Below are 16,322 nucleotides of genomic sequence, written 5' to 3'. Positions count from 1 at the left end.
CTTATCTATCCGAATTATCATACTAAAATTGGCCTGACAATATCTTGCCTTTTGTCAGGCCAGATTCCCGCCAAGTGCTTCATGTCGCGTAGAAAATCGGGCGTCCCGCTACGAGGCGGGATGCTCTCCGTCAGAACGGGGAGATGCGCTTTCCAGGCCGGAATCGCCGAGAATCTCGATTCCGGCGGCGACGATGGCGTGCATGGAATCGCGCGCGCCTTCCCAATCTCCGCCCGCGATCGCAGTGCGCACAGCCGAATAGGCGCCGAGATCCAGCGCGCCATTGTTCGACCGCCGCAGGATGCGGTTCGACAGGCTCAGCGCGGTGCCGACCGCATCCTGAAGCTGCGCGTAGAACGGGTTGCGCGAGGCGTGGAGGATCGCGGCGTGGAAGGCGATTTGCGGCTCTAGCGGATCTTCCTGATCGGCTTCGCATTGCGCGATACGCTCGAACGCTTCCGAGATGCGGCGGACGTCGCGGGGCCAGGCGAAGCGCGCCGCGAACTCCGCCGCGGTCGGCTCGATCGCGGCGCGGAGCTGGTTGAACTGGCGGAGCACCTCAGCAGCGTGACGCCGTTGGAGCAGCCAGCGAAGGACGTCAGTATCGAGCAGGCTCCAGGCCGAAATCGGCTGGACATAGGTGCCCTGGCGCGGGCGGCTGGCGAGCAGCCCCTTGGCGGTGAGCATCTTCACCGCCTCGCGCGTCACCGAGAGGCTGGTGCCATATTGCTCGACCAGTTCGGCCTCAGTGGGGAAGGGCTTGTCGTCATAATGCCCGCCGGCGATCGCCCCGCCGATCGCATGGACCAGCCCGAAGGTGAGGTTGTGCCCCAGTTGCATGCGTCCCTCTCCCCGGTCCGACAATCCCGCGAAACCAGTGCTCGGGCGCCGGGCCATGGGAGCATCCAGCGGCTGTGCGCGCATGTTCATGCTCAGGGCTTCCGCGCTTCGGGGAAGGCGGCGAGGATCGCGTCATATTCTTTGCGGCTGATCTCCAGCATCGAGCCGTGGCGCGTGCCGGCCGGCATCGAGAAGCGGTTCCACCGCTCCACGCCACTATTGCCCTGCATCTGGAACCACGGTCCCTCGAGCCGCGGCGCCTTGGATACGCCGTAGCTCACCCCGGCATATTGCTCATAATACATCAGCCAGTCCTTGCCGCCGGGCGCGCGGATCAGCGTCGGCGCCTCGCGGAAATTGGGGCTGATGGAGGCGCCCGGCATCGGATAGGGGCCGAGCAGCGACGGCGCGCAACTGACTCGCACGGCCTTGCCCGTGGTCCAGTTATACGAGGGATAGCGCTCGTCCTTGACGATCGCGCAATAGCCCTTGCCGTCGTCGCCGGGCACGATGAACGTGTCGATCGTCGCGATGTCCCAGTCGAACAGCAGCTTGGGCGGTCCGTCGAAGGTCTTGAGATCGCGCGACGTCATGTAGAGTGTGCGCTGGCTGGCCCAGAGCCGCTCCGGATCCTCCTTGACCCAGGGCACGTTGGGCGTGTGCCAGGTCACCAGGAACTTGCCCGAGAGCTTGTCGAAGAACAGCTTCGGGGCGCCCAGTCGCGGCAAGGGGTTGGGGAAGCCGCGGACGTGCGAGAGATCGGGCTGCACCGTGCCATAGGGCGCCCAGTGGATGAGGTCCGGAGAGCTCCAGAAGCGGATCAGATTGTCGCTGTCGCTCTTGTTGCCCGCCAGAATGTAGCGCCCGTCCGGCGCGCGCGCGATCGAAGGATGGCCGTGATAGTCGGGGAACACCGGCTCGCCGCCGTTCAGCCGGCGCCAGTGCAGCCCGTCGAGGCTGACCGAATAATAGAGTACGCCGTAATGCTCGCTGGTCATGTGCGCGAAGAGGTACGCCTTGGCCGGATCCTCATAAGGAATCACCGGCGCGCCCGGTGGCGTTTCCACCGGCCACTGCTGCGCAACCGCGGTGCCTCCGGCCAGCAAGGCGGCGGCGAGGCCACCCAAAAACCAACGCGACATCCAAATCTCCCCCTCAAGCTTGGCCAATTCGCCGCCAACGCGTATTTCTGGCTAGATTGGTCAGATAAATGTTACTATATTGGCCTGACCAAAACAAGGAGGGGACCGGATGAGCACCGAAAAGCGCCGAGCGCAGATTTTCCTGGCGGGCGCAGGGCTCGCGGCCGGCGTGCTGGCGTTCCCGATCACGGCAATTTCGCAGCAGGATGCGCCGGTGAAAGAGGCCAGGCTGGTCGCGAAATATTCGGACTCAAGCCGGCTGGGCACGCCCTGGGCCAAGGATCCTACCGTCATCCGCTTCGGCGGCCGCTTCCTGATGTACTACACCGCGCCCGCCCCGCGCGAGAATCCGGTGGGCGTGAAGGACTTCCCCAAGGGCCTGGCGATCGGCATCGCCGAGAGCCGCGACCTTAAGAGCTGGACCAAGGTCGGCGAGATCCTTCCGAAGCAGCAGGCAGAGAGCAATGGCATCGCCGCACCCGGCGCGGTCGTGATCGGCGGCAAGGTCCATTTGTTCTACCAGACCTATGGCAACGGCCCGCGCGACGCGATCAACCATGCCTGGTCGTCAGACGGCATCGTCTTCGAGCGCGATCCCGGCAACCCGGTCTTCCATCCCGATCCCGCCACCGCCAAGTGGAGCGTCGGCCGCGCGATCGATGCGGATGCGTTCGTGATGGGCAACCGGTTGATGCTCTATTACGCCACGCGCGACCCCGAATTTAAGGTGCAGAAGGTCGGCGTCGCCAGCGCGCCGCTGAACTCGAAGTTCACCAAGGGCGACTTCACGAACCTCAACAACGACAAGTCGATCCTCGAGCCCGAGCTCGCCTGGGAGCGCAGCTGCATCGAGGCGCCGAGCGTCATCCGCCGCGGCAACAAGCTCTACATGTTCTACGCTGGCGGCTATAACAACGAGCCGCAGCAGATCGGCGTTGCGGTGAGCACCGACGGGGTGAAATGGAAGCGGCTGTCGGACAAGCCGTTCCTCGCCAATGGCCCGAAGGGGAGCTGGAACGCGTCGGAATCCGGCCATCCCGGCATCTTCCAGTACGGCAACCGCACCTTCCTGTTCTTCCAGGGCAATAATGACCGCGGCAAGAGCTGGACGCTGGCCGCCACCGAGATCGGCTGGAACGCCAGGGGCCCGTATCTGAAATAAGCCTGGCCACGCGCCCCAACGATAAACAGGAGAGTAAATTGGCCCTTGTCCGCATCCTGGCTGCGCTCAGCCTCGCCGCGACCGTTCCCGGCCTGGCCCCGGCGGAAGCGCTGGCGCAGCAGGCGCCCGCGTCCGCTCCGGGCTTCGACCTGGTCGCCAACGGTGCGGCGCCGACGATCTTCATCAGCGCGGGCGACGCCCCGGTGGTCGAGATCGCCGCGCGCGCCTTTGCCGGCGATGTCGAGAAGGTCTCGGGCGTGAAGCCGCAGGTCTCGCAGGAAGCGCCGCGCGGCAAGCTGGCGATCCTGGCGGGCACGATCGGCGGATCGCCGCTGATCGACAAGCTGATCGCGGACAAGCGGATCGCGGTCGACAAGGTCGCTGGGCAGAGCGAGGCCTACACGATCGCCATGGTCGAGAACCCGGCGCCCGGCGTCGCCCGCGCGCTGGTCATCGCGGGCGCGGACCGGCGCGGCACCGCGTACGGTATCTTCCATCTTTCCGAGCAGATCGGCGTCTCGCCCTGGGTGTGGTGGGCCAATGTCGCGCCGACCAAGCGCGACCGGCTGAGCCTTGCCGGCAGCGCCTTCGTCCAGGGTTCGCCCTCGGTCCGCTATCGCGGCCTGTTCATCAACGACGAGGACTGGTCGATCCGCCCCTGGGCGACGCAGATCGATCCGACCGGCGACATGGGTCCGACGACCTATGCCCATGTCTTCGAGCTGCTGCTGCGCCTGCGCGCCAACTTCCTGTGGCCGGCGATGCACAAGGTCAGCTCGGCTTTCAACCAGGTACCGGGCAATGCCGAGATGGCGGATCGCTATGCGATCGTGATGGGCGCCAGCCACGCCGAGCCGATGCTGCGCGACAATGTCGCCGAATGGAATTTCGAGCAGCGCGGTGAGTTCAACTACGCCAAGAACGGCAAGAACATCCTCGAATACTGGCGCGACCGGGTGAAGGCCAATCACCAGTATGAGAATGTCTACACCGTCGGCATGCGCGGCATCCACGACAGCCCGGCGGAGATGAACAAGGGCTTCGATGGCGTGCGGCTGCTCGAAAGGGTGGTGAGTGACCAGCGCGGGCTGTTCAGCGAAGTGAGGATGGATCCCACCAAGGTCCCGCAGATCTTCGTGCCCTACAAGGAGGTGCTCGACATCTACCGCAAGGGCATGAAGGTGCCCGAGGATGTGACGCTCGCCTGGGTCGACGACAATTACGGCTATATCCGCCAGCTCTCGACCAAGGCGGAGCAGCAGCGCCCGGGCGGCGGCGGCGTCTATTACCACATCTCCTATTGGGGCGTGCCCAACGACTATCTGTGGCTCGACACCACCCCGCCGGCGCTGATCGGCGAGGAGATGGGCAAGGCCTATGCCACCAATTCCCGGCGCCTGTGGGTCGTCAATGTCGGCGACATCAAGCCCGGCGAGAAGGGCCTGAACTACTTCTTCGACCTTGCTTATGATTATGACGGCACCGCGAAGCTCGGGCAGCAGGGCTGGCTGAAGCATTGGGCGGCCGAGAATTTCGGTGCGGAGCAGGCGGACGCGATCGCGGCGCTGCTCGGCGACTATTACCGGCTCAACTATGCCCGGAAGCCCGAGCATATGGGCTGGAACGACGCCGAGACCGCGCCGCGCCCGACCGAATTCTCGCCGGTCGCGTACGGCGATGAGGCCGGCAAGCGTACCGCCGAGTTCCGCGATCTCGACAAGCGTGCCGAAGCGATCGCGGCGGCGCTGCCGGCGGAGAAGCGCGACGGCTTCTATCACCTGGTGCTCTATCCGGTGCGCGGCAGCGCGATGATGAACATCAAGATGCTCAGCGCCGATCGCAGCTTCCTCTATGCCCACCAAGGACGGGCGAGCGCCAACCTCCAGGCCGATGCCGCGATCGACGCGTTCAAGCGCACCAAGCAGGCGACCGAGGCGTATAACGCAGTCGGCGGCGGGCAATGGACGCATTTCATGAGCGACGAGCCGCGGATGCAATCGGTATTCAACATGCCGCCGCTGACCCGCGTGACGCCTTCCGCCACGCCCGGCTTGGGCGTCGCGGTCGAGGGATCGATCGACGCCTGGGCCGAGCGCCCGGCCGAGGCTGCGGATGCCGCGGATACGCATCTGCGGGTCCAGCGCTGGCGCAATCCCGGCGCGTCGAACGACCGGCTTCCGCGGTTTGAGCGCGCAACCGATGCGCGCCACTTCATCGACGCGTTCAACACCGGCACCGGATCGCTCGATATCGCAGCGACCGGCTCCGCGCCCTGGATCAAGATCGAGCGCGAAGCGCAGCCGGGCGGCGACCAGCGGCTCTGGGTCTCGATCGACTGGCGCAAGCTGAGGGCGGGCGAGACCGCGACGGGCACCTTGACCGTCTCCGCCGCCGGCGCCAGCCGCAGTATCGCGATTGAGGCGCGCAACGTCGCTGCGCCCAGGGGCATGCTGGTCGAGGATAATGGTGTGATCGCCTTCTCGGCGCAGCGCTATGCCAAGCTGCAGCCCGTCGGCGGGCTCGGCTGGCAGGCGATGCCGGGCCTCGGCCGTTCGGGGCAGGCGCTGCAGAGCAGCGTCGAGCTGCCCAGCGCCGCCGAACCCGCCAAGGCGCCCTATGCCGAATATCGCTTCCGGGTGAGCACCGCGGGTGCCGCCAAGCTGCGCACGACGCTGATGCCCAGCTTCGCGCTCAATGCCGAGAACAAGCTGCGCTACGCGGTCTCTATCGACGGCGGCCCGCTCCAGATCGTCGATGCCGAGGCCAAGCGCGACTGGGACGATGGCGTGCAGCGCAATGCCATCACGTCGGTCACCGACTGGCCGGCGCTGACCGCGGGCGAGCATCGCCTGCGCGTCTATGCGCTCGATCCGGGCGTGGTGCTCGACTCGCTGGTCTTTGACCTGGGCGGGCTCGCCACGGCCTATCTCGCGCCGCCGGAGACCATCGCGAAATAACAAAAAGGGGGAGGCAAGATGTTGAAGCTTCTAACGATCGCCGCCGCATTGCTCGGCGCCGCCACTGCACCCAGCGCGCACGCCCAAGGCGCGCTCGGCGCCAGTTTCAACGACCAGGTCGGCGAACTGGACTATCGCGACCTCGAAAAATCGGGCGCGAAATGGGTGCGGATGTCGCTGCCCTTGCCGCAGCTCGACAAGGGCGTCGGCAGCAACGCCGTTCTCAACAAGGTGCTCGAAGTCTCCGAGCGCGGATACAGCACCGTCCTGTCGCTCAAGCTCGGCTATGTCGGGACGATCCCGCCGCAGGTGGGTAGCGATGCCTATCTGAAGGACGTCGCACGGCTCGATTCGGTGCTGGCGCTGGTGACCGGCAAGGTCGATGTGCTGGTCATCGGCAACGATCCCTTTCTCGAGGTCCCCGAGAAGAACCGCGATGACAGCTTCAACGCCTATTACGAAGCGATCGCGAAGCATGTGATCGCGCACCGCGCGAAGAATTGCGCGGCGACCTGCAAGACGCGCCTCTACATGGGCGCGCTCATCCGGCTGGAAATGCCTGCCGAGCGGGGCAAGACGGTCGATCGCTGGATGAACTTCGTGAAGGCGACCCCTGAAATCGACGGCGTGGCGATCCAGACCCACATCGCCGAAGTCGATGATTCCAAGGCCTATCTGAAATATATACTGCCCCGCATGCGCCCGGAGCAGAAGTTCGTCGTGACCGACTTCTCGCTGGTGAAGACTTGGGAGCTGAACATGCGCGGCGAGATTCCCAGGGCCTTTGCCGACAAATATGGCGCGCCGCGCAACGCGCAGAACTGGCAGATCGTAAAGGCGTCGCTGGAGACGCCCTTCTCGAAGGCGCAGTGGGACGAGTTCCTGTCGCAGAGCCCGTGGCTCGAGAACCGCAAGCATTTCGTCGCGAACCAGATGCAGGTTTTCCGGGATACCGGCCGCCTCGCGGTCGCGACCATCGCCTTTCCGCAAGGGCTGGCGCCGGCGGACAAGCTCACCCCGGGTGCGGCTGCCTGGCAGTTGAACAGCGTCGTCGTCCGGCGCAGCGCCAAGCGGAATCCCGACGGCAGCGCGGCGTTCAACTACGCCTGGATCGACGACTTCAAGGCACTGCAAAAGCAATGAAAAAGCTTATGACCGCATGCGTCGCGCTACTAGGCATTCCCGCGGCGCATGCGCAGGGCGCGCTGGGCGCCAATTATAACGAGCATTTCGAGGACGTGGATTCTCGCGATCTCGACAAGGCCGGCGCGCACTGGGTGCGGCTGTTCCTGACCATGCCGGAGCTCGATCGCATCCCCGCGGCCGAGCATGGCGCGGTCCAGACGATCCTCAAGGTCGGCGCGCGCTACAAGACGATCCTGTCGCTGAAGTTTCCGCGCAACATGCGCGACTTCCCCGCGCCGGGCAGCGCCGAGATGGCGCGCGAGACTGCATGGCTCGATCAGGTGCTGCCGCTGGTGATGGGCAAGATCGACATGCTCGTGATCGGCAACGAGCCCTATATCGAGAGCCGCCGCGAAGATCGCGACCTCGACCTCAACGTCTATTACGAGGCGCTGGCCAATCGCGTCATTGCGTACCGCAAGGCGCACTGCGCGAGCGGGTGCAGGACGCACCTGTACATGGGCGCGCTCAACCGGCTCGACCTCGAGATCAACCGGACGCCCTCGACCGAGCGCTGGATGGCGTTCGTCAAGGCGACGCCCGAGATCGATGGCGTCGATATCCACCCGCATCTGCCCGACATCGAGGGATCCAAGGTCTTCGTCGACTATGTGACCGCGCGGATGCGGCCGGACCAGAAGTTCATCTCCACCGAATTCTCGATCGTCCGCTGGTGGGAGCAGCATATGAAGACCCCGGCTTCGGCTGGCTTCGTGGCGAAGTACCATCTGCCGCAGGGTGCGAAGAACTGGCAGGTCATCAAGGCCGCGCTGGAGACGCCTTTCCCCAAGCCCGAATGGGACGCATTCCTCGCTGCGAGCCCGTGGTTCGAGGACCATAAACATTATCTGCGTGATCAGATGGCGATCTTCCGGGCTTCGGGGCGCCTGGCGGTGGCCACCTACGGCTTCAAGCAGGCCAGTTCGATGAGCCGCAATTTCGGTGAGAACACCACGCCCTGGCTGCTGAACAGCGTCTTCGCCGGGCGCACGATCCAGCCGAACCCCGATGGCAGCGCGGCGTTCAACTACGCGTATATCGACGATTTCAAGGCACTGCAGAAATAGCATGGACCTCAGCCGCAGAACGCTGCTCGCCGGCTCCGTTGCAGTCGCGGCGGCGCCCCACGCAGCATCGGCCGCACCGATCGAGCGGTTTCCGATCTGGCCGGGCTCGCCGCCGGGCGGGGAGGGGCTCAGCGTGCGCGACACGACGGTCCGGCGCTCGGCAAATGGTCCGGCGGACGACATCGCCTGGACGCATGTCGCGACGCCGATGCTCAACGTTGTGCCGGCCGCGCAGCCCAATGGCGGCGCGATCCTCTATGTCCCCGGCGGCGGCTATGTCCGCGTCGCGGTGGGGCGCGAGGGATCGGGGATTTCGCGGGCGTTCGCGGCGCGCGGCTACACTGTATTCGAGCTGCTCTATCGCCTGCCGCACGATCGCTGGGCAGCGGGGCCCGACGTCTCGCTCCAGGATGCGCAGCGCGCGATGCGGCTTATCCGGTCGGGCGCCGAGAAGTGGCGGATCGATCCGGCGAGGGTCGCTGCGATGGGGTTCTCGGCGGGCGGTCATCTCACTGCGCGGCTCGCCAGCCGGTCGGCGTTGAAGACCTATGAACCCGTTGACGACGCCGACGCGCACTCCGCGCGCCCGACCGTCGCGGGTCTGTTCTTCCCCGTCATCACCCTGACCGAGCCCGCCGCACATGGGGATTCCAAGCGCGAACTGCTGGGCGGCGATGTGACTCCGGAGCGGATCGCCCGCTTCTCCGCGGAGAACCGCCTGATGTCCGACATGCCGCCGACCTTCGTCGCCTGTGCCGCGGACGATCCGGTGGTCAGCCCCGCCAACAGCCTGGCGATGTTCGCCGCGTTGCAGGCCGCGAAAATCCCGTCCGAGCTGCACATATTCGAGAAGGGTGGCCATGGCCTGCCGCTCAGGGAAGCGGGCAGGGATCATCCCTGGCCGGGCCTGTTCGAGCGGTTCGCACGCAATCACGGATTGTGAGAGGATGACGCAAAACGGCCGCGCTCGTGACGAACGAGCGCGGCCGCGATTTGCCCAGGGTTTTACCAGCCGAAGGTCATGCCCACCCGGCCGCCGGTCGATCCCTTGACGGTCGAGCCGGCGAAGCCGCCGCTCACCCAGACATGGTCATCGACCTTGGCGACGGCAGCTCCCGAAAAGCCCTGCTCGCCGCGATAGGTCGAGAGGTTGAACGAGACCGCGACCTTCATGTCGCCGGGGATCGTCGTACCGGCCAGCGCCATCGCGGCGGCGATGCCGCCATTGGCGCGACGGGCGTTGAGATCGATCCGTCCCTCGGCATTGGTCATCCGGGTGCCGAGCGTACCGATCTCGGTCAGGTCGATCGACGAGGTGGCCAGATTGCCGGCGGCGTCGCTGGTCACCAGGCTCAGCGCACCCGACTGGGCCGCCTTGCTCGCCGACGAGTTGATGCCGGACATGGTGTAGGTCGACGTGCCCGAGCCCAGCGCGACCTGGCCGGCGCGCGTCGCCACCGCACCCTGGCCGATCGCGACGCTGCCTGCCGCGCCGGCATTCGCGCCATCGCCCAGTGCAATTGCCGATGCGCCATTGGCCGTGCTGGCATTGCCCAGCGCGACTGCACCCTGGCCGGTCGCGGTGTTGTTGCGGCCCATTGCCACCGCACCCTGGCCGGTGGCGGTGTTGGGATCGCCGATCGCCACCGCGCCGTTGCCGCTCGCAACATTGCCCGCGCCGATCGAGACCGATTGGCCCGTCACCGCCCGCGCACCGTTGCCGATCGCCACCGACGATTCGCCGCCTGCCACGGAATTGCTGCCCACGGCGATCGAGTTGGCGCCGGTCGCCTGCGGCCCGGGCCCGCTCATGTTGGTGCGGAAATAGGCACCGTTCGCCGCCGCGGTATTGGCGGTGGTCTGCGCCGCCGCTGCGTTGACCAGGGCGGTGTTGGCGGTCCCCTGTGCGGTTGCCGCGTTGGCGAGTGCGGTATCGGCGGTACCCTGCGCCGTCGCTGCATTGGCGATCGCGGTGTTCGCGCTGCCCTGCGCGGCATTGGCGGCGAGGAGCGCCTGGTTGGCAGTCGCGCCGCCGGTCGTCGCTGCGGCCAGCGCGTTGGTGGCCGTGGCCTGCGCGGTCGCCGCGTTGGCGAGCGCGGTGTTGGCAGTTCCCTGCACCGCAGTGAGCTGGGCGAAGTTGACCGCGTCGGTCGCCTGCGTGCCCGCCGCGACATTGGTCACCTGCCGCTCGACGCCAACCGCGCCCACCGACACGGTGTTGGTACGGTCGGCCACCGAATTCGCGCCCAGCGCGACCGCGCCGTCCGCAACGACACTCGCCGCATAGCCCAGCGCGACGCTGTCGTTCGCCGTGGCAGATGCAGTTGAGCCGGCGGCGATGCTGCGCGCTCCTGATGCGAGCGTACTGGTACCGCCGCCGCTCTGCCCGCCGATCGCCACCGACTGGACGCCCGACGCCGTGGCGTTAAGGCCGACCGCGACCGTACGTGCGCCAGATGCCGAGGAGGTGAAGCCCACCGCGACACCGAACTGGCCGCTGGTGGTCGCCGCGAGGCCGAGCGCGGTGCTGCCCTGACCGGCGGCGTTGGCATTCTGGCCGAGCGCAGTCGCCGCCTGGCCCGAATGCGATCCCGAGCCGACCGTGGTCGAATTGAAGCTGTTGGCCACGGCATTGTAGCCGAGCGCCATCGAATCCTGGTCGTTGGTGGTGGCGCCGGCGCCGACCACGACCGATCCGGTACCGGTCGAGTTGCTGCCCGCGCCGAGTGCGACGCTGTTTACGCCGGCGGCGGTGGTGTAGTTGCCGCCGAGGAAGGTGCCGAGCGAGACGGCGCTGGCGCCCGAGCTGGTCGCGCCATAGCCGAGTGCGACTCCGCCCTCCGCCGATGCCGTGGTGCCCGACCCGAGTGCGGTGGAGTAGTTGCCGCTGGCAACGGCGGCGAGGCCGAACGCCGACGCCTGGCTACCGGTCGCGGCGGAGATGAAGCCCACCGACAGCGCCTGGTTGCCCGCCTGCGAATTATAGCCGATCGCGATCGAGCCATAGTCGGTGCCGGTGGCGTCGCGGCCGAGGATGATGTTGTCGCCCTGCGCAGAGTTCGCGCCCGATCCCATCACGATCGAGAAGGCGCCGTTCGCCGTCGCCAGTTTGCCGATTGCGATGCTTTCGGTGCCCGCGGCGAGGCTGGTCGAGCCGACCGCGACCGAGGATTCGCCGCTCGCGCGCGAGACCAGGCCCAGCGCCAGCGAATCGTTGCCGGTGGCGCTCGCGCCGAAGCCCACGGCCATCGAATCATCGGCCAGCGCCTCGGCGACTGCGCCGATCGCGATCGCAGTGTCACCGGTGGCGTCCGCCGAATATCCGACTGCGACCGCGGCGTTCACCGCGGTGTTGCCGGGGCCCTGCGTGGTCGCGCCGAAGCCGATCGCGACGTTGGAGACGCCCTGCGCAGTCGCATTGCCGCAGACCACGGTATTGGTGGTGCCCGGCGCGACCGTTCCGACGGGGTTGTCGGCGCCGTCGCGGCATTGGACGTTCTGCGCCTGTGCTTCGCCGGTAGCGAGCATCATCGCGATCGCGCCCATCGAAACGGTGGCGAATCCGCGCAGCGCGGTACGGCTCTTGATCCCAAAGGTCGTCATGAATCTTTCCCTCTTCGTTGCAGTGACGGTTCGGGAAGGATCGGCATCTCTGTGCCCTGCGCGCCGACGGCCCCTCAGTCGCGCCATTCCCGTTGTCGATTGAGGAAACGAGATTCGCCGCGCAGACCGGACATGCCGGACGAACTATTTATGCGTGTGGCTGCATTTATCGGGAGAGCACCCAGGCACCGGGCTCGGCGATGTAGCGGTTGTCGGCCACCGGATTGAGCATAAGCATGATGTCATCCGGGCCCCAGAGCATGATCTTCATGTCCTCCATCGACCATTCGGTGAGGCGCCCGGGAAGCGGTTTGCCGGCACAGCCCTGGCCCAGCGCGATCGTGCGCTTCGGCTTGCCGTTCCCGACGCGCGCCTCCTTGAGCGTAATAAGGCAGGGCGCACGCCCGCGGCTGCGCAGTGTCCATTGCCCGACCAGCTCGGCAGGGCGCGGCATCCGCGTATAACCCGCGATCCGCGGCACCAGATAATGTTTGGGCGCCCGGAGATCGGGGCTGCTGGGCAGGGCGGTTTCGTCTTCGACAAAGGTCATCGCCGCCCCGCCCTTGGCATCGAGCAGGACGATCCCGTCCATCGGCCGCCAGGCGACCACCGCCGCGCTGGCGCGAACGCGGGCGGCACAGTTCGGATCGGGGCGGGCACGCCAGGCATCGCCGATGCGCTCGGCGGTGAGCTGGATACCGCACGCCGCGCCGCCGTCGGTCGGGATGATTTGATAGGGGCCGGCCATGTCGCCGACGATCTCTTGCGACTGTGCCCAGGCCGGCGCTGCCATCACGAGCAGCAGCGCGACCAGCGCGGCGCCTGCCCGCCGCATCACAGCAATGCCTTGGCGACGGCGAGCGAGCGGGCCTTGGCATCCTCGCCCGCGGGCAGCTTGAAGAAATTGATCACGACATAGCGCCGATCGTCGATGAACATCTGCGCCTGCAGGGTCTTGCTGTTCCAGAAGGCCGCCTTGCCAAGCCTTGGCACGGGATCCGCCGGCGCTGTCAGCCCGCCGCCGGTGCGGGCATTCTCGATCGCGTCCGGCGACGCGTCGTCGTCCGGTGCCTCGCGCGTGAGAACGGTCAGCATCGCGCCATTGGCGTAGGTGAAGGTGCACATCGAAACGACCGCCAGCCCGTTTCCGCCGGCTGACATCTTGTCGAGCTTGGCGTCGGCGACGGCCGTGCCGCCCGCCGCTGCGGCCTTGTCGCGCCCGAGCGATGCGCAGGCGTCGGCAGCATCCCAGCTGCTGCCCGACGTCAGCTTCACCGGATCGCCCGTGGCGGCGCTGTTCGAGCCGGCATTGCCGCCGCATCCAGCCAGGAGGAGCGCGGCGATTGTGATGACCCGCTTCATAATCACTTCCCCCGCTTCGCGGCGCCGGCCGCCCAGTCGACGAATACCGTGCGCGCCTGATTCATCCTGACGATGCAATCTGGCCCGGTGGTTCCCGCGCAATCCTGTGCCCATTGCGCCGGGCTCGGCGCCACACCCTGGCCGGGCAGCGTGCGCGCGTTTGGCGGGCGGCGCAGTGACACCCGGATCACCGATCCGGTCTTCACCCAGGCGAAGCAGGTCGTCTTCGGTGCCTTGTCGTCGCAGATAAGCGCGACATCGGGATTGGTGTCGATCGACACCCGCGCGCTGCCCGGATTGACCGAGACGATGCGGATGCTCTGACCCGAGGCAGAATCGGCGCCGATGGTGGACTTGCCATCGAGGAGAATTACCTGTGCGCTGGCCGGCATCGCGAGGAAGCCCAGCATCGCCACCGGCCATGCAGATGTGAGACGCAGCACCGACATATTTCATCCCTCCGCTTGGCCGCGCATCGACGCTCCGGCTTCCCTGCCAGACCAAACGACTTTGGCTCGCCAAACCGGACAGGGCGCGATAGCTTCATGTTCCCGCAGGGGCAGTGCGCGGATGAGGGGAACCAAATGAAGCCGAGCGAGGCCGGAGCCTGGAGTGCCGTGGCCGATGCGTTCGATGCGATCGAGCCGCTCGATGCGGCGGCGCGCGAAGCGGCGCTGGCGCGGCTGGATCCGGATGTCGCCCGCCGCGTTACTGCGCTGCTCCGCAGCAGCGAGCAGGTCGGCATCCTCGACGCGCCGCCCCGATTGCCGAGTGAGGAAGCAGAGGCTGCAGGCCTTGCCGCCGGCACGCGTATCGGTGCGTTCGCGATCGAGCGGCCGATCGGCCGTGGCGGCATGGGCGAAGTCTATCTGGCGAAGCGCGACGGCGCGGCGTTCGAACAGCGCGTGGCGATCAAGCTGCTGCGGCTCGACGCCGTGCCTAACGCCGCCTTGTTCGATCGCGAGCGCCGCGTGCTCGCTAGGCTCGAACATCCGGGCATCGCGCGGCTGATCGACGGCGGCATGACTGAGGATGGCCGGCCGTGGATGGCGATGGCCTATGTCGAGGGCCTCCCGATCGACATATGGTGCACCCAGCACCGCGCCGGCCTGGCCGAGCGGCTGTGCCTGTTCCGCGATATTTGCGAGGCGGTAGCCTTTGCCCACGCCAATCTGGTGGTCCACCGCGATCTCAAGCCATCCAACATCCTCGTCGATGCAAGCGGGCGCGTGCAGCTTCTCGACTTCGGCATCGCCAAGCTGATCGGCGACGGAGGCGGCATCGACACGTTGCAGACCATGGCGTTGATGACCCCGGATTATGCCGCGCCCGAGCAGCTGGCCGACGAAGTCGTCACGGTCGCTACCGATGTCCACGCGCTTGGCCTGGTGCTCTTCCAGCTGCTCACCGGCATGATGCCCTGGGGTGGCACGGGCGGTTCGCTGCCCACGCTCGTTCGCCGCATGCTCAATGAGGAGCCGGCTGCGCCCAGCCGCATTGCAGGCCCCAACGCTCCGATAGCCGCAAGCCGGTTGCGGGGCGATCTCGACGCGATCGTGCTCAAGGCGATGCGCAAGGTCCCAACCGATCGCTATGCCTCGGTGGAGGCGATGGCCGAGGACGTCCGCCGCTACGAGGCCGCGCAGCCGGTGCGCGCCCGGGTCGGTTCGCGGCGCTATCGGCTGGCGCGCTACCTGCGCCGCCACCGGGTCGCCGTAGCCGCGGTGGCGGCAGTGTTCGTCGCGCTGCTGCTGGGCGCCGGCGGCATCGCGCTGCAGGCCCATCGCACAGCGATCCAGCGTGATGCAGCGCTCGCCGAGGCGCAACGCTCGGACTCGATCGTTCAGACGCTGACGCTGATGTTCGCTCAGGGCGGCTATTCGAACGATCTAACGCTCAAGCAGACGCTCGACGAATCGGCGTTGCGCATGCTCGCCACACTCGACCGCAGCGCCCGCTCGGGCAGTGCGATCAACGCACTGGTCGACCTCTACATAAATCTGGGCGACGCCAAGGGCGGTTACGCACTCGCAAAGGAGGCGCTGTCGCGTGGCATCGGTGCCGACGATGCGTTGCTCACGGCCCGCCTCAAGATCCGCCTCGCCGACACGGCGGTGGCGACCGGCGCCGGTGCGGAAGCGCCGCCGCTGCTCGACCAGGCGGACAAGGTGTTCGCCGCCGATCCCGAGCGTAACGCAGCCGACCTCCAGGATGTGATCTCGACCCGGGCGGCGATCGCCCGGCGCGCGCGCGACTATGATACGGCGATCGCGCTGCTGACGGCGAACCTCGATGCGGGCGAGCGCGCTTATGCTGGCAACGACAGCGCGCTGCTCACCCGGTACAACAACTTCCTCGTCTATCTGGTCGAAGCGAACCGCCCTGCGGAGGCCGCGTCGGTCTTCGCCCGCGTCGATCGCGCGCTGGCGCAGCCCGGGCGGCGCGACATGATCCAGGCGCTCGGCATCGAGCAGATTCGCGGCGCCTGGCGGCTGCGCAGCGGGGACCTCGCCGGCGCGGAGAAGATCGCCACCGATGTCGTCGCGCGCCGCCGCCGGCTGTTCGGCCAGACGCCCGGTCTCGCCAACGACCTCCTGCAGCTTGCCAAAACCCAGATCGCCGGCGGTCGCTTTGCCGAGGCGCGCATCTCGCTCGCCGAGGCGCGGCCGATGGCGGTGCGATTCCTCGGCGAGCGATCGGTGTCGGTCATGGTGCTGGATCTCGCCGAGGCCCAGACGCTTGCCGAACTGGGCGAGGCAACGGGCGCCGAGGCTGCGCTCAGCCGGGTGCGGCCTGCGATCGCGGCGATGCCGCCGGCAAATCCGCTGGCGCCGCAACTGGCACTGACCGAGGCCGTGGTCGCGCTCAAGCGCGGCGACAAGGCAGCGGCGCAGGCGGCGGTCGCGCGTGGCATCGCCGCCTTCACTGCGATGGGGCCGGTGGGCACCTATGGCGTGCAGGCGATGAAGCGGATCGATGCCCGGGTCCGCGCAATGCACTAGGT

The 16,322-nt window shown here is 67.1% G+C and carries 12 protein-coding genes; 6 read left to right on the top strand and 6 right to left on the bottom strand.

Annotated features, from left to right (window positions below; genetic code table 11):
* Nucleotides 1-108: 108 nt before the first annotated feature.
* Both HZY97_RS08345 and HZY97_RS08340 read right to left on the bottom strand, forming a co-directional pair.
* Complete coding sequence (locus HZY97_RS08345) at nt 109-840, bottom strand: FadR/GntR family transcriptional regulator (RefSeq protein WP_257214961.1); 732 nt, start codon at nt 838-840, stop codon at nt 109-111.
* Between the two features lie 92 nt (nt 841-932).
* The gene (locus HZY97_RS08340) at nt 933-1,982 is read right to left on the bottom strand and encodes a family 43 glycosylhydrolase (RefSeq protein ID WP_180142481.1); all 1,050 of its coding nucleotides are present in this window, start codon (nt 1,980-1,982) and stop codon (nt 933-935) included.
* 109 nt (nt 1,983-2,091) lie between these two features.
* On the opposite strand from HZY97_RS08340, the gene HZY97_RS08335 reads away from it, so the two are divergent.
* The 5 genes from HZY97_RS08335 to HZY97_RS08315 are packed head-to-tail and all read left to right on the top strand — an operon-like array spanning nt 2,092 to nt 9,296.
* Nucleotides 2,092-3,144, top strand: coding sequence for a family 43 glycosylhydrolase (locus HZY97_RS08335; protein WP_180142478.1), 1,053 nt, complete (start codon nt 2,092-2,094; stop codon nt 3,142-3,144).
* Nucleotides 3,145-3,182: 38 nt separating this feature from the next.
* Nucleotides 3,183-6,101 carry a glycosyl hydrolase 115 family protein gene (locus HZY97_RS08330; RefSeq protein ID WP_180142476.1) on the top strand — a complete coding sequence of 973 codons (2,919 nt, stop codon included), beginning with the start codon at nt 3,183-3,185 and terminating at the stop codon, nt 6,099-6,101.
* 18 nt (nt 6,102-6,119) lie between these two features.
* Nucleotides 6,120-7,244: a hypothetical protein gene (locus HZY97_RS08325; RefSeq protein ID WP_180142474.1), complete on the top strand. Its 1,125-nt coding sequence runs from the start codon at nt 6,120-6,122 to the stop codon at nt 7,242-7,244.
* On the top strand, nt 7,241-8,353 hold the full coding sequence (locus tag HZY97_RS08320) for a hypothetical protein (protein ID WP_218942970.1): 1,113 nt from the start codon (nt 7,241-7,243) through the stop codon (nt 8,351-8,353). The genes HZY97_RS08325 and HZY97_RS08320 overlap by 4 nt, the downstream gene beginning before the upstream one ends.
* Before the next feature lies 1 nt (nt 8,354).
* Entirely contained in the window at nt 8,355-9,296 is a 942-nt protein-coding gene (locus HZY97_RS08315) for an alpha/beta hydrolase (RefSeq protein ID WP_180142472.1), read from the top strand.
* 62 nt (nt 9,297-9,358) lie between these two features.
* Here the strand turns inward: HZY97_RS08315 and HZY97_RS08310 are convergent, their stop codons facing one another.
* The 4 genes from HZY97_RS08310 to HZY97_RS08295 all read right to left on the bottom strand — a co-directional run bounded on the left by HZY97_RS08310 (nt 9,359) and on the right by HZY97_RS08295 (nt 13,767).
* On the bottom strand, nt 9,359-11,956 hold the full coding sequence (locus HZY97_RS08310; protein ID WP_180142470.1) for a YadA-like family protein: 2,598 nt from the start codon (nt 11,954-11,956) through the stop codon (nt 9,359-9,361).
* 166 nt (nt 11,957-12,122) lie between these two features.
* A complete protein-coding gene (locus HZY97_RS08305) occupies nt 12,123-12,791 on the bottom strand; it encodes an AprI/Inh family metalloprotease inhibitor (protein WP_180142468.1) in 669 nt (222 codons plus the stop codon).
* A complete protein-coding gene (locus tag HZY97_RS08300; RefSeq protein WP_180142466.1) occupies nt 12,791-13,318 on the bottom strand; it encodes a hypothetical protein in 528 nt (175 codons plus the stop codon). Before HZY97_RS08300 ends, HZY97_RS08305 begins: the two co-directional genes overlap by 1 nt.
* A 2-nt stretch (nt 13,319-13,320) precedes the next feature.
* Complete coding sequence (locus HZY97_RS08295) at nt 13,321-13,767, bottom strand: hypothetical protein (RefSeq protein WP_180142464.1); 447 nt, start codon at nt 13,765-13,767, stop codon at nt 13,321-13,323.
* A gap of 135 nt (nt 13,768-13,902) precedes the next feature.
* On the opposite strand from HZY97_RS08295, the gene HZY97_RS08290 reads away from it, so the two are divergent.
* Nucleotides 13,903-16,320, top strand: coding sequence for a serine/threonine-protein kinase (locus tag HZY97_RS08290; RefSeq protein ID WP_180142462.1), 2,418 nt, complete (start codon nt 13,903-13,905; stop codon nt 16,318-16,320).
* The last annotated feature ends 2 nt before the right edge of the window (nt 16,321-16,322 follow it).

Origin of the sequence: Sphingomonas sp. R-74633 (assembly GCF_013416555.1) — a bacterium.
Taxonomy (GTDB): Bacteria; Pseudomonadota; Alphaproteobacteria; order Sphingomonadales; family Sphingomonadaceae; genus Sphingomonas.
The sequence above is the reverse complement of the archived record's forward strand: the minus strand, read 5'-3'. Positions and strand labels throughout refer to the sequence as shown.

Coding starts and splice junctions, on each gene's coding strand:
- HZY97_RS08315 (WP_180142472.1), top strand. CDS start 8,355: ATGGACCTCAGCCGCAGAACGCTGCTCGCCGGCTCCGTTGCAGTCGCG.
- HZY97_RS08325 (WP_180142474.1), top strand. CDS start 6,120: ATGTTGAAGCTTCTAACGATCGCCGCCGCATTGCTCGGCGCCGCCACT.
- HZY97_RS08290 (WP_180142462.1), top strand. CDS start 13,903: ATGAAGCCGAGCGAGGCCGGAGCCTGGAGTGCCGTGGCCGATGCGTTC.
- HZY97_RS08295 (WP_180142464.1), bottom strand. CDS start 13,767: ATGTCGGTGCTGCGTCTCACATCTGCATGGCCGGTGGCGATGCTGGGC.
- HZY97_RS08335 (WP_180142478.1), top strand. CDS start 2,092: ATGAGCACCGAAAAGCGCCGAGCGCAGATTTTCCTGGCGGGCGCAGGG.
- HZY97_RS08320 (WP_218942970.1), top strand. CDS start 7,241: ATGAAAAAGCTTATGACCGCATGCGTCGCGCTACTAGGCATTCCCGCG.
- HZY97_RS08310 (WP_180142470.1), bottom strand. CDS start 11,956: ATGACGACCTTTGGGATCAAGAGCCGTACCGCGCTGCGCGGATTCGCC.
- HZY97_RS08345 (WP_257214961.1), bottom strand. CDS start 840: ATGCAACTGGGGCACAACCTCACCTTCGGGCTGGTCCATGCGATCGGC.
- HZY97_RS08300 (WP_180142466.1), bottom strand. CDS start 13,318: ATGAAGCGGGTCATCACAATCGCCGCGCTCCTCCTGGCTGGATGCGGC.
- HZY97_RS08305 (WP_180142468.1), bottom strand. CDS start 12,791: ATGCGGCGGGCAGGCGCCGCGCTGGTCGCGCTGCTGCTCGTGATGGCA.
- HZY97_RS08340 (WP_180142481.1), bottom strand. CDS start 1,982: ATGTCGCGTTGGTTTTTGGGTGGCCTCGCCGCCGCCTTGCTGGCCGGA.